Consider the following 13,392-nt stretch of genomic DNA (forward strand, 5'->3'; position numbering starts at 1 on the left):
ACATACCGGGCAGGACCGTTACTTTTTGGACACCACGATCGATGTGGTTTCCAGATCCCAGGTGGCGGCGGTTTTACCTTCATCGCGCAGCAGATACTTCAACACCCGCCCCTGCGGGTTTTTCGGCAAGCTGCTGCGAAACTCGATGTAGCGCGGCAAGGCATAGTAGGGCACCGAGTCGGTGGCCCAATGGAACAGCTGCTCCGGGTCTAGCGTCACGCCTTCATGCAGTACGGCAGTCACCTTCACATCATCCTCGCCTTTATCAGAAGGCACGGCATGCACCGCCACTTCGGCCAGTGCCGGGTGAGAAGCAAAGGCTGCTTCCATTTCAAAGCTGGAAATGTTCTCCCCCCTGCGACGCATGTAGTCCTTCTTGCGGTCGACAAAGTAGAAGAAGCCATCATCATCGAATTTGCCAACGTCGCCGGTGTGGAACCACATGTTGCGCATCAGCTTCTGGGTATCCTCCGGACGACGCCAGTAGCCCTGGAACATGATGTCGGGACGGAGCGGGCGCACCACGATTTCGCCAGGGGAGTTGGGCGGTACTTCCTGATCGAGGTCGTCGACGATCCTAACGTCAAAATCTGCAATACGTTTACCCGACGAGCCGGGCGCGGCGTATTCCCCGGCAGCCAGCGAAGTGATAACGCAGGCTTCGGTCAGGCCATAGCCGTTGCCGCCTACCAGCTTGGTGCCGAAGCGCTCGCGCCAGATCTTTTTGGTTTCTTCGGTATAAGGGTTGCCACGGGCGGTATGGATCTGCCCGACGCAGCGCAACATCGCTTCGTTATCTGGCGCCTGGGCGAGGAGGCCGCCCATGCCACCCAGGATCGAGGCAATGGTCGCGCCCGAGCGCTCCACTTCCGGCCAGAAATTCGAGACCGAGAACCGCGCAAGAATGGCGGCGCGCGCGCCCACCAGAATGCTGGCAATGATGGATACACACAGCGCATTCATGTGAAACAGCGGCAGCGGCGTGATGGTGACGTCGTCGGCACTGGCCGGACCGGCACGTAGTTGCAGGCGCGCCAGATTGCACATGAAGTTGTAGCTGATCATGCAGCCCTTGGAAGGGCCCGTTGTACCCGAGGTGTAAATCAGGCAGGCGAGGTCTGAAGGTTGCGGTTTATTGACGAGTGGGGTGGCGTCATGGCCACGCCATTCATCCAGTGGCGCAATACGAATCGGGCAATCAGGAACTGCTTCGAGGGTGCCACGGTGAAGAATGTGGTGGACGTCCTGCAGTTGTGAGGCGAGCGGGGTGATGCGTGGCAGGTAGGCTGCTTCGCAAATTACCACCGAGGTGCCGGTATCGGCGATCTGATGGCGGAGGAACTCGCCCTTGAGCGCGGTGTTGATCGGCACACTCACGGCGCAGAGCTTGTTGATGGCCAGCCAGGTGGTGACGGCATCGATATTGTTATCCAGCATCGTCAGCACGGTTTCACCGGCCTTGACGCCCAGGGTGGCAAGTGCGTTGGCCATCTTGGTGGAAAGTGAGTCAACCTGAGCATATGTGTATAACTCACCGCTGAAATCCAGCAATATTTTGTCTGGATGCCTTGCTACCGCGCGATCTAACGCGTCAATGACAGTGTCTCGTTCTCCCACTGCCCAGGTGTCTGGATTTCCACTGCTACCCATCAGTTTTCTCCTTTAGGCATCCGTAAGCGGTCGGGTTGCCTGATTTTATTTTGAAGAGAGAATCTGATTCTAAATACAAACGTCTTAAATGTCTTTAGCAATAAGTTGAACATATAGTGTTATTTATGCACAGATCCTGTGCTAACGTTGCACAATCTTTACTCTTCATGAGCCTGTCACGCCATGCCAAAAGCCGCACCCAAGAAAGCAGAGGCGCCAGCGCCGGCTAGCAAACCCAAAAAAAATGCGCCACCTGAAGCAGGGGCGAGCCCGGCTAAACCCGTCGAGCGACGTGCTGCTGCCAACTCAGTGGCAGGAACCAAAGTCAAGCCGAATCGCCGTTCGGAAGAAACCATTGCCAACATCCTTAAAGCCACTGAGGAAGTCGTGCTGATGTCTGGCGCGGATCGTATTTCGATCCTGGATGTGTGCCAGGTAGCGGGCGTTTCCCGTGGCACCTTTTATCGCTATTTCGCTTCGCAAGAGGACTTGCTGGACACCTTTTCACGCCACAAGCGCGAAAGCTTTCACAGCTCGCTGTCCCAGGAACTCGGTCACATCAGTGATCCTGAAGCGCGCTTGAATGCGCTGTTTGCCTATCTCGACAACTACCTGGAGCAAAGTCGGGCTCGGCGTCTTCTGGTGGTTGCACCCGACTACGCGCTGGGCTTCTTCCGACGGATTTTCCACGATTCGATCGTGCGCTTTCAGGATGGCCTGGGCATCGTTTTCGACGACTGGGACGAACGCCTCGGGGTGCGTCTTGACCGTGAGCTGATCTGCGAAATGATCATTCGTTACGTGTTGAGCGAAATCCTCGTGCCAGAAGCCGCGGGGCGTCGATTGTTCCCGGTCCGGGTGAAAAAACTCCTGGGCGCGCTGATCATGGGTTCTACCTCGCGCACCCGCCGCTGACCTTAAAGAACTACCCATCGCGCAAACAAAAGCCCCCGTTTATCGGGGGCTTTGCGTTTCCGTACGCTAATTTTTCCCCTCCTGCATTCCACTCTTTTTCGAGGCTGACTCGAAGTTTTGGACCCCTCTAAGCATTTTTCGACGCGAGTCGAGGGCTCTGGGTCAGGCCTCTCCGCGCGCAAATAAAATAAATTGAACAGTATTTTGATTTCTGCTCAATTTAATCTTAAGCTCTGGTCTTGGCAGTGAGCCGTCGGCTTCCCCTTTTCGCGGCAATTTGATCCAGGCCACGTGAAGGCACCGCACAAATAACCAACAAAAAGTGCCAACTTCGAGGTACCTAGACATGCTTATCGATCTTCACGCCCACGCACCGCACCCTGGCTATTACAACCAGCACCCTCACTGGGGGCCGTTCTTTGAGCAGCACGCCGATGGCGATATCAAGCTGCGTGTCGGTGACTGGATTCTCGGTCTTGGGTCGCCAGAGCGTAAGGCTGCCGTGCGCTCCGGCAAGGGGCCCAAGCTTGAAGAGTATTTTGCGCGCTGGGCTGATCCGAAAGTGCGCTTGGCTGGCATGGATGCGGCGGGACAAAACCTGCAGGTCGTGTCCGTACCGTCCCACTGCTACATGTACTGGACCGAAGCCGAATTCGCCGTGCCTTTCGCCCGTACCGTCAACGAGACATTGGCTGAATACTGCTCCGCAGCTCCTGATCGCTTGATGTTCTGGGCTCACGTGCCTTTGAATGCGCCAGAAGCGGCGGCGGCTGAATTGCGCTACGCCTGCACCGTACTGGGCGCTAAAGGTCTGGTCGCTGGCGGCGCCAACTTCGGCGGCCTGGAGTTCGATTCGCCGGAACTCGACGTGGTGTGGAAAACCCTCTGTGATCTGGATCTGCCGATGTTTATTCACGGCTACAACCAGTCGGTCACCTGGGGCAAGAACGCCAACGACGACCGTTACGAAACCACCGCCATCGTTGGCATGCAGTACGACGAAAGCCGTTGTTTCTGGAACCTGATTTGCGGCGGCGTACTGGATCGCTTCCCTGACCTTAAGGTGTACATCACCCATGGCGGCGGCTATGTCCCGTACCAGCTCGGTCGTCTGGCCAAGACCAACGAGAACCTCGACGTCAAATACAACAAAAAGCCGCTGCTCGAGTACATGAAAAACTTCTACTTCGACGTTGAGCTGCATGAAGTACCGATGCGCCAGGCGTTGGTCGATATCATCGGTGCAGACCATGTGCTGTACGGCAGCAACTTCGGCGGTAGCGATGCCGTGCGTCACGACCTGACCCATGGCCTGAAGTTGTCCGACGCCGACTTGCGCAAGATTCGCTATGAAAACGCATGCCGCTTGCTGCACATCGATCCTGCCAAGTTGGGCAAGGTAGGTGCCTGATGAAGCTGGCACGATGTGAGTATTTTGCTACCGGCGTTTTTTGGGCTGTCGTGGATGAGGCCCAGGACCAGGTGACGCCAATTTCCGGCAATTTCAAAGATTGGGCGCCCGGCGTGACTGCCGGACGCGGCATCAGTTCGTTGCGATTCGCCGGGCCAGCGCTCCCCCTTTCCAAAGTGCGCCTGTTGCCGCCGATAGAACCCGTCAACCGGGTGGTCGTGGCTGGCGCTAATTACGCCAAGCATCTGGTGGAGTTTGGATTGAGTGCGCCGTCCCAGCCAGTCGCCTTTCTCAAGGCTTATGGCGCGCTGATTGGCGCCAATGACCCGATCCGCTTTCCACCGTTGACTGAGGAGCTCGATCACGAAGTTGAATTGGTGGCGGTCATCGGTACTGACGAGATTGACCTGGAAAACCCGCTTGCCTGCGTGCTCGGTTACACCGTCGGCAATGACGTCAGCGCGCGCGATCTGCAGCGTAGTGGGCCGGCGGGCATCGGCATGGATCTGTTCGCGGCCAAAAGCCAGGATCGGACTACTGGACTTGGTCCCTGGATCGTCACGAAGGATGAATTTGCGCAAGGGTCACCAACGCTGCGCCTGACCTTGAAAGTAAATGGTGAGACGCGCCAGGACGGCTCCACCGGCGAAATGACCTGGGGTGTTGATCATCTGATCCGCTTTGTCCAGCAGCGCTCGAGTTTTGCCTGTGGCGATGTGTTGTTCACGGGATCGCCGGCGGGAGTGGGGATGGGCACCGGTCTGTTCCTCAAGGAAGGCGATGTGGTCGAAGCCAGCGTCGAAGGCATTGGCACGTTGCGCAATGTGGTCAGTAAAAAGAACCGCGCCTAATCGAGAGCCAAACATGAACGCCAATAAAGAAAAAGTAGTCGTCGTCGGTGCGGGTCTGATGGGCACCGGTATTGCGCATGCGTTCGCCAGCTCCGGTTTCAGTACCTTGTTGGTCGATACCAATGCCGCCTCCCTGACAAACGCCAGGGCGAGCATCGAAAAAATCCTCGCCGATGGCGTGCGCCTGGGCAAAGTCAGCGAAGAAAAAGCCCGGCAATCGTTGGCCAATCTACTGACCTGCAGCGACTTGACTGAAGCGGCGAGTGGCGCCAATTGGCTGGTTGAAACAGTCTCAGAGCAGTTGGCAGTGAAGAAGGCGGTGCTCGCGCAAGCGGCGCCACTGCTGGCACCGGACGCGATTATAGCGACCAATACGTCGGCCCTGAGCGTGACCGAAATTGCGGCGTCAGTGGAGTGTGCAGATCGCGTGATCGGCATGCACTTCTTCAATCCGGTGCACAAAATGAAACTGGTGGAGCTCGTGCGGGGGCTGGCTACCAGTGATGAGGTCGTGGCGCGCACGCGTACCTTGTGCGAGCAGATTGGCAAAACCTCGATCATCGTCAATGAGTCACCAGGATTGACCACCAGTCGCATGTCTGCGCTGTTGGGCAACGAGGCAATGTGGATGCTGCAGGAAGGCACCGCGACCGCTGAAGACATCGACACGGCTCTGCGCCTGGGCTTTAACCATCCGATGGGCCCATTGGAGCTGGGTGACCTGACTGGTTGGGATACGCGGCTGTCTGTTCTGCGTTATCTGCATCAGACCCTGGGTGAGAAATTCAGGCCGTGCCCGCTGATCATCAAAATGGTCGCTGCCGGGCGACTGGGGCGAAAGTCAGGGCAGGGGGTTTACCGCTACGAAGACGGTAAACAAGTACCAGGTTCAGGGCTCAAGGCGAGTGCGTTATGAAAGACATCGTCATAGTTGATGCGGTACGCACGCCAATCGGCAAGTTCCGCGGCAGCCTGGCCGGCGTGCGCGCCGATCACCTCGGGTCGCTGGTGCTCAGCCGGTTGCTGGAACGGGTCGATGTGTCGCCGACGTTGGTCGACGATGTGATATTTGGCAATGTCACGCAAATTGGCGAGCAGTCCGCCAACATCGCCCGTACAGCCTTGCTCGGTGCCGGTTGGCCGGTCACCGTGCCGGGCCTGACCATCGACCGTAAATGTGGGTCGGGCGAAGTGGCCGTGCATTTGGCCGTTGGCGCCATCGCGGCTGGATCCGCTGATATCGTGGTGGCAGGTGGTGCGGAAAACATGAGCCGCGTGCCCATGGGCAGTAACCGTGAAATTCACGGCGAAGCGTTTGGCTGGATGGCAGTGCAACGCTATGAACTGACCAGTCAGGGCGAGGCTGCTGAACGTATCGCCGACAAATGGGCGCTCAGTCGCGATGCGCTGGATGATTTCGCTTTTGCCAGCCATCAGCGTGCTGCCGCGGCGTCCGATGCTGGTTATTTCGATAATGAAATAGTGCCGGTTGCGGTCGAGGAGCTACGAGAGCAAGTGCTGACGGAGCCAGTTGCTGTGTTGCGCGAGGACGAAACCATTCGCCGTGATACATCGCGGGAAAAACTGTCGACGCTAAAAACCAGTTTTCGTCCGGACACCGGTCGAATCACCGCTGGCAACTCGTCACAGATCTCCGACGGAGCAGCGGCATTGCTGTTGATGAGTGCCGAAACCGCGAAAAAACTCGGGCTCAGGGCTCGAGCGCGGATTGTGGCGTTCACAACCGTCGGGTCCGATCCGACGTTAATGCTCACCGGGCCGATTGCTGCCACCCAAAAGGTGTTGAGCCAGGCCGGGCTGAACATCAACGACATCGACTTGTTCGAGGTCAATGAAGCGTTTGCCTCGGTGCCGCTAGCCTGGATGCAGGAGACCGGTGTGTCGCACGACAAGTTGAACGTCAACGGTGGCGCTATTGCCCTCGGTCATCCATTGGGCGCCAGTGGTGCACGCTTGATGACCACCTTGTTGAACGAGCTTGAGCGCCGCGGCGGGCGTTTTGGCCTGCAAGCCATTTGCTGCGCCGGCGGCATGGGCACGGCGACCATTATCGAACGGCTCGATTGAGATGGCGCGCCTACCGCTGATCCCACTGGATGCCATGCCGGCTGCGTTGCAAGACGCGGTGGAGCGGGGCCGGCGCAGTCGCATGCTCAGTTCAACGACGCCGGTGCAGGTCTGGGCTCACCGACCCAAGGTAGCCCTGGCCTGGCTGGGTTTGATGGAGAGCCTGCACAGCGACAGCCTGCTCGATGAGCGTTTACGCGAGTTGGTGCGGCTGAAAATCGCCAGCATCACCACTTGCCAGGCCTGCCAACTGGCGCGCAAGTCCGACTCAGTTACTGAAGAGGATATTGCGTGCATGGCGACGGACAGCGAGTCCTTCACGCCAGCCGAACGTGCCGCGTTGCGTTATGCCGAGTTGTTTGCCAGCGATTACCTGGAGATCGACGACACGCATTTCTTGCGACTCGGGGAGTTTTTCTCTGACGCCCAGGTGGCAGAGCTGGGGCTGTACTGCGCCCTGATGTTGGCGGGTGGCCGCATGACACTGGTGCAGCAGGCCTATTGACACGTCTCGCAGCACAAATAGTTGATCGAATTATTAATAAGTGTCCAATACCGATCTAGTCAGGCCTATTATCAGCCAGAAGGTATGGCCTTAAGCAGCTACCTGACAAAAAATAATGACAAAAATAGCGGAGACGATCATGTCCACACCGGTGCAGAACGATCTGACGAAGGCTTTCACCGACGTAGCCAGTAATTATCGCGGTACCAGCGATATCGACCTGCACGCGACTTACCGCGATATGCGCGCCAATTCGCCCGTGCTGCAAGGCAACTTCATGGCAAGTCTGGGCGTGCCGTCGATTGCCGGCCTGGATGCCAGCCGGCCAACCTTCACACTGTTCAAATACGACGATGTCATGGCGGTCATGCGTGACGCCGGCACCTTTACCAGCGGTTTTATCGCCGAGGGGCTGGGTGCGTTTTTCGATGGCTTGATCCTCACTGCAATGGACGGGGATGCTCACAAGAACATCCGTAATCTGCTGCAACCGGTATTCATGCCCGAGACGGTGAATCGCTGGAAAGAAACTAAGATCGATCGGGTGATTCGCGAGGAGTATCTCAAGCCGATGGTCCCGGCCAAGGGTGCCGATCTGATGGACTTTGCCCTGTATTTTCCGATCCGGGTGATTTACGCGTTGATCGGCTTTCCCGAGGATCGTCCCGAGCAGATCGAGCAGTACGCGGCCTGGGCGCTGGCCATCCTGGCGGGCCCGCAAGTCGATCCGGAAAAAGCCGCCGCGGCCCGCGGCGCGGCCATGCAGGCCGCTCAGGCTCTGTACGATGTGGTGAAAGTGGTGGTGTCCGAGCGTCGCGCCGAGGGCGCATCGGGCGATGACCTGATCAGCCGGCTGATCAACGCGGAGTATCAAGGACGGTCGCTGGACGATCATGAAATCGCCACCTTTGTACGCTCACTGCTCCCGGCTGCCAGCGAAACCACGACTCGCACCTTCGGTACCTTGATGTCGTTGCTGCTGCAAAATCCGGAGGTGCTGGAGCGGGTGCGTAATGACCGTAGCCTTGTAAACAAGGCCATCGACGAGGCGGTGCGCTTCGAGCCTGTGGCCACCTTCAAGGTGCGTCAGGCCGCCAAGGACCTGGAGATCCGCGGTGTAGCCATCCCCAAAGGGGCAATGGTGCAATGCATCGTGACCTCGGCCAATCGCGACGAAGATGCATTCGAAAACGCCGATAAATTCGACATCGACCGCAAGCCCAAACCTTCGTTTGGCTTCGGCTTTGGCCCACACATGTGTATCGGTCAATTCGTGGCCAAAACCGAGATCAACTGCGCACTGAATGCGATCCTCGACCTGATGCCCAACATCCGTCTCGACCCTGACAAACCCGGGCCGCAGATCGTCGGCGCACAGCTGCGCGGTCCGCACTATTTGCACGTGCTGTGGGACTGATGGAGATGCGCACTCGATTTAATATGAACAGATTCAAAAAATGTGTTTAATTAAATAGAGATGTGCACTATGATTCAGGCACAACAACAAGCCCGAATGCGAAGGGGAAAACAATGAAAGTTGAAGATCTGATTCTTGTCAGCGTCGATGACCACGCGATCGAGCCGCCGAATGCTTTTGCTCGCCACATGCCCGCCCGCTTCAAGGGTCGTGAGCCGCATGTGGTCAAAAAGGGTGATCGTGATGTGTGGGTCTTCGAGGAACAGGCCACTGGCTACATGGGCCTCAATTCCGTGGTCGGTCGACCAAAAGAGGAATACGGCATGGAGCCGCTGGGCTACGAGCAAATGCGCCGTGGCACCTGGAACATCAAGGACCGCGTCGACGACATGAACGCCAACGGCGTACTCGGTTCATTGTGCTTCCCCACCTTTCCGGGTTTTGCCGGACAGCGTTTCCAGGTACACGCTGACCGAGACGTGGCGATGGCGGCCATCCAGGCCTACAACGACTGGCATTTGCACGATTGGTGCAACGCTGCGCCAGGCCGTTTCATTCCGCTGATGATCGTGCCGTGGTGGGACATGAAAGCCGCGGCTGCCGAAGTCGAACGTCTGGCCAGACAAGGTGTGCACGCGCTTTCGCTGTCGGACAACCCGGCTATTCATGGCTACCCGTCGATCCATAGCGATTACTGGGACCCGCTGTGGAAAGCCTGCAGCGATAACAAGGTGGTGATCTGCTGCCATATCGGTACCGGCGTGAAAGCTCAACACGCTTCGGATTTGTCGCCTATCGACGCTTGGATCACCTCCATGCCGATTTCCATCGCCAACTCCGCCGCAGACTGGATCTGGGCGCCGATGTGGAAGAAATTCCCGGACCTGCGCATGGCGCTTTCCGAAGGCGGCATCGGCTGGATTCCTTATTTGCTGGAGCGTGCTGACTTCACCCACCGTCACCATAACGCGTGGACCAATTCCAACTTCGACGGGAAGATGCCCAGCGACATCTTCAACAAGCACTTCATCACCTGCTTCATTGAAGATAATTTCGGCCTGAAGAACCTCGATTATCTGAACGCCGAGATGGTTACGTGGGAAAGCGATTACCCGCACTCCGACTGCACCTGGCCGAACTCGCCGGAAACCGCTTGGGAAGGGTTGCAGCACCTGCCTAAAGAGATGATCGACAAAGTCACTCACTTGAACGCAATGCGTGAGTTTTCCTTCGATCCGTTCGCTATCCACGGTCGGGAAAACTGCACGGTCGGCGCGCTGCGGGCTCAGGCCACGCACGTCAGCACCGAGCCAGCACTGGGCTTGGGTGGTGCCGATCATGGTCGTCACGACAACAAGCCGGTCACCTCCGGCGACATCAATGCGATGTTTGCCGAGGCTGACGCGCAAACCGCGTTGTAAGTTGCCGCTGTTCCTACAGTCGCCGGCCAACGGCGACTGTGGAGCGGTTGCCGATCTGTGGTCGCTTCGTTCGAAGCGATTGCGCCTGTGTTCAGCGTTAGAGAGCGCATATGGCCATCAGTCAATTTTCCTACAGTAATATTCCTCCCGAGGCGGAAGCGCTTCGCACCGAAGTGCGGGCGTTCATTCTCGACACACTGGCCGATTACCCACCGACCTTGAGTGCACAGTCCTGGATGGGCTTCGACGCTGAATTCAGCAAGAAGCTCGGCGCGCGGGGCTGGGTGGGCATGGCCTTGCCCAAAGCCTACGGCGGTGGCGAGGCGGGTCCTTTTGCACGCTACGTGATCATTGAAGAATTGCTGGCCGCCGGTGCGCCGGTATCGGCTCACTGGATCGCCGACCGGCAAAGTGGGCCGCTGATCAATCGCTTCGGTACCGAGCAACAAAAACAGCACTTTCTTCCAGCCATTTGCCGGGGTGAAAGTTACTTCTGCATTGGCATGAGCGAGCCCAATTCCGGCTCGGACCTGGCTTCGATCAAAAGCACTGCTGTGCGTGATGGCGATAGCTGGCTCGTCAATGGCCAGAAGGTCTGGACCACCAACGCGCACCATTCGCAGTACATGATTGCCCTGGTGCGTACCGGTGAGAAACAAGCGGCCCGGCATGAGGGCATGTCGCAATTCATCGTCGACCTGAGCCTGCCCGGCATCACCATTCGCCCGATTCGCGACCTGGCCGGTGGCGAGCACTTCAACGAAGTGTTCTTCGACAATGTAAGGCTACCCGCCGACGCTTTGATCGGCACTGAAGGGAAGGGATGGGACCAGGTGACCGCCGAACTGGCCTTCGAACGCAGCGGCCCTGAACGCTTCCTCAGTTGTATGGCGTTGTTGAAAACACTGATCGACGCGGTGGGCAAGTCCCCTGACGCACTACAAGCGCGGGAGATCGGGCGACTGTCAGCCAAGCTGCTGACGCTGCGCAATATGTCGTTGTCGGTCACGGCACAGTTGGCAGCGGGTGAACATCCAGCCTGGGCGGCCTCCTGTGTGAAAGACCTTGGCAATGCTTTTGAGCAGGAAATTCCCGAAGTAGCCCAGCTGTTGCTGGAAACCGAGCCACGGCAGGACGGCGGCAGCGAGCACGCACGCGTGCTGGCCTACCTGACACAGATGGCGCCCTCATTCTCACTGCGCGGGGGCACTCGCGAAATTCTGCGCGGCATCATTGCCCGCGGCCTGGGGTTGCGATAATGCGCGAGATATTCGAAGCGACGATTGAACGCCTGTTTGCCGATCTGGCGACGCCGGCTTATGTGATGAGCTGTGAAGGCGGCGAATGGCCGGCCGAGTTATGGGCTGCGCTGGACGAGTCGGGCTTCACCCTGGCGGGTGTCACCGAAGCGCTGGGCGGCGCTGAGGCCAGTTGGGCCGATATGTATGTGCTGATCCGTGCCGCTGGGCGCTTTTCAGTACCTGCACCTTTGGGTGAAGCCCTGCTCGGCAATTGGCTGCTGAGCAGGGCTGGCCTGGAGGGCAGGGCAGGTGCCATCAGCGTGGCCGCCAACGCCGATCTGGTACTTGAGGGCGAGCGCGTTTACGGCACCGTCTACTCGGTCCCTTGGGGGCGCAACGTTGAAGCGGTCGTCGCCATCGCCAATAGCCCAACCGGCGTGGCGCATGTGGTGCTGCTGTCGCGAATCGCGGCGAGTGAACTGACGTTGAGTCTGAATGTGGCAGGCGAACCGCGCGATGATTTGGGTTTCACCAGTGCCCAGGTACTGGCACAAGCACCGTTGCCCGGCGGGCTCGACGCCAACGTCCTGGAACTGGGCGGCGCGATGCTGCGCGCGGCGCAGACCGCCGGGGCTTTGCACGCCCTACTGGACATGACCGCCAACTATGCCGGTGAACGCAAGCAGTTCGGCAAGGCAATTGGTTCTTTCCAGGCCATTCAACAACAGCTTGCAGTGTTCGCTGAGCAGGCTGCCGCCGCCGGCATCGCGGCCGAGGCGGCCTTCACGGAATCCAGTGCGGGGCTCGCGGCGCTGACCATTGCCGCGGCAAAAATCAGCACCGCAGAAGCCGCAAGCGTCGGCGCAAGCATCGCCCATTCAGTGCATGGCGCCATTGGCTTTACCGAGGAATATCCGCTGCATCTGCTCACCCGTCGGTTGTGGGCGTGGCGCAGTGAATTCGGCTCGGCCAGCCTTTGGAGTCAACGCCTGGGTACTCAGATATGCCAAGGCGGCAGCGATGGATACTGGCCCTTGCTCACCAGCCATGGCCAACAACCCTTAACCCGTCTCGCGAGTAATCCGGTATGAGCCCGTTTCTACAGATTGAGCGTGAGGGCGGCATCGTCACCGTGCGCATGAACCATCCCGACACGCGCAATGCCCTGACGACGCGCGAGCAGATCCAGGAGTTTGTCGATCTCTGCGCTGAACTGCGCCGTGACATGTCGGTACGGGTAATGGTGCTTACCGGCAATGGCAGCGCTTTCTGTGCCGGTGGCAACGTCAAGGACATGCACGAGCGCGGCGGCATTTTCGCCGGCTCGCCGTATGAACTGCGCAATACCTACCGGGACGGCATTCAGCGTATTCCCCTGGCGATTTATGAGCTGGATATCCCGGTGATCGCCGCGGTTAACGGCCCGGCGATCGGTGCGGGCCTCGATCTTGCCTGTATGTGCGATATCCGGCTGGCGGCGCCCAAGGCGATCTTTGCCGAGAGTTTCGTGCGTCTGGGCATCGTTCCGGGTGACGGCGGCGCCTGGCTGTTGCCGCGCATCATTGGTATCCCTAAAGCCAGTCTGATGGCGTTTACCGGTGACGCTATCGATGCAGCCAAGGCGCTGGAATGGGGGCTTGTCGAGCAAGTCTGCACCCACGAAACGCTGCAATCGGAAGCGCAGGCGCTCGCGCGCCGAATCGCCAGCAACCCGGGTCATGCGTTACGCCTGTGCAAGCGTCTGCTGCGCGAAGGCCAACATATGCGCCTCGATTCGCTGCTGGAATTGTCGGCGGCGTATCAGGCGTTGGCGCATCACACCGAAGACCATCATGAAGCGGTGGCGGCTTTTGTCGACAAGCGCGATCCCAATTACCAGGACCGCTGATTACC

At 58.6% G+C, this 13,392-nt stretch carries 12 protein-coding genes; 11 read left to right on the forward strand and 1 reads right to left on the reverse strand.

What is annotated here, in order from left to right; translation table 11 throughout:
* Nucleotides 1-18: 18 nt before the first annotated feature.
* Nucleotides 19-1,650: an ATP-dependent acyl-CoA ligase gene (locus F8N62_RS00995; RefSeq protein WP_057005050.1), complete on the reverse strand. Its 1,632-nt coding sequence runs from the start codon at nucleotides 1,648-1,650 to the stop codon at nucleotides 19-21.
* A gap of 183 nt (nucleotides 1,651-1,833) precedes the next feature.
* On the opposite strand from F8N62_RS00995, the gene F8N62_RS01000 reads away from it, so the two are divergent.
* The 11 genes from F8N62_RS01000 (at nucleotide 1,834) to F8N62_RS01050 (ending at nucleotide 13,387) form a co-directional block, all read left to right on the forward strand.
* Nucleotides 1,834-2,565 (forward strand): TetR/AcrR family transcriptional regulator, encoded by a 732-nt coding sequence (locus F8N62_RS01000; RefSeq protein ID WP_057005051.1) that lies wholly within the window; start codon nucleotides 1,834-1,836, stop codon nucleotides 2,563-2,565.
* A gap of 346 nt (nucleotides 2,566-2,911) precedes the next feature.
* Entirely contained in the window at nucleotides 2,912-3,976 is a 1,065-nt protein-coding gene (locus F8N62_RS01005) for an amidohydrolase family protein (RefSeq protein WP_020300781.1), read from the forward strand.
* Nucleotides 3,976-4,827 (forward strand): fumarylacetoacetate hydrolase family protein, encoded by an 852-nt coding sequence (locus F8N62_RS01010; protein WP_057005052.1) that lies wholly within the window; start codon nucleotides 3,976-3,978, stop codon nucleotides 4,825-4,827. The genes F8N62_RS01005 and F8N62_RS01010 overlap by 1 nt, the downstream gene beginning before the upstream one ends.
* Before the next feature lie 13 nt (nucleotides 4,828-4,840).
* Nucleotides 4,841-5,743, forward strand: coding sequence for a 3-hydroxyacyl-CoA dehydrogenase (locus tag F8N62_RS01015; protein ID WP_057005053.1), 903 nt, complete (start codon nucleotides 4,841-4,843; stop codon nucleotides 5,741-5,743).
* Nucleotides 5,740-6,915 (forward strand): thiolase family protein, encoded by a 1,176-nt coding sequence (locus F8N62_RS01020; protein WP_057005054.1) that lies wholly within the window; start codon nucleotides 5,740-5,742, stop codon nucleotides 6,913-6,915. The genes F8N62_RS01015 and F8N62_RS01020 overlap by 4 nt, the downstream gene beginning before the upstream one ends.
* Nucleotide 6,916: 1 nt before the next feature.
* Nucleotides 6,917-7,420 (forward strand): carboxymuconolactone decarboxylase family protein, encoded by a 504-nt coding sequence (locus F8N62_RS01025; protein ID WP_169850674.1) that lies wholly within the window; start codon nucleotides 6,917-6,919, stop codon nucleotides 7,418-7,420.
* Between the two features lie 139 nt (nucleotides 7,421-7,559).
* Complete coding sequence (locus tag F8N62_RS01030) at nucleotides 7,560-8,837, forward strand: cytochrome P450 (RefSeq protein WP_057005055.1); 1,278 nt, start codon at nucleotides 7,560-7,562, stop codon at nucleotides 8,835-8,837.
* A gap of 113 nt (nucleotides 8,838-8,950) precedes the next feature.
* Nucleotides 8,951-10,258: an amidohydrolase family protein gene (locus F8N62_RS01035; RefSeq protein WP_057005056.1), complete on the forward strand. Its 1,308-nt coding sequence runs from the start codon at nucleotides 8,951-8,953 to the stop codon at nucleotides 10,256-10,258.
* 110 nt (nucleotides 10,259-10,368) lie between these two features.
* A complete protein-coding gene (locus F8N62_RS01040) occupies nucleotides 10,369-11,517 on the forward strand; it encodes an acyl-CoA dehydrogenase family protein (RefSeq protein WP_057005057.1) in 1,149 nt (382 codons plus the stop codon).
* Nucleotides 11,517-12,590, forward strand: a complete 1,074-nt coding sequence (locus F8N62_RS01045; protein WP_057005058.1) for an acyl-CoA dehydrogenase family protein — start codon at nucleotides 11,517-11,519, stop codon at nucleotides 12,588-12,590. The genes F8N62_RS01040 and F8N62_RS01045 overlap by 1 nt, the downstream gene beginning before the upstream one ends.
* Nucleotides 12,587-13,387, forward strand: a complete 801-nt coding sequence (locus F8N62_RS01050; RefSeq protein ID WP_057005059.1) for a crotonase/enoyl-CoA hydratase family protein — start codon at nucleotides 12,587-12,589, stop codon at nucleotides 13,385-13,387. The genes F8N62_RS01045 and F8N62_RS01050 overlap by 4 nt, the downstream gene beginning before the upstream one ends.
* Nucleotides 13,388-13,392 lie beyond the last annotated feature (5 nt).

Origin of the sequence: Pseudomonas fluorescens, assembly GCF_902497785.1 — a bacterium.
Lineage (GTDB): Bacteria > Pseudomonadota > Gammaproteobacteria > Pseudomonadales > Pseudomonadaceae > Aquipseudomonas > Aquipseudomonas fluorescens_BO.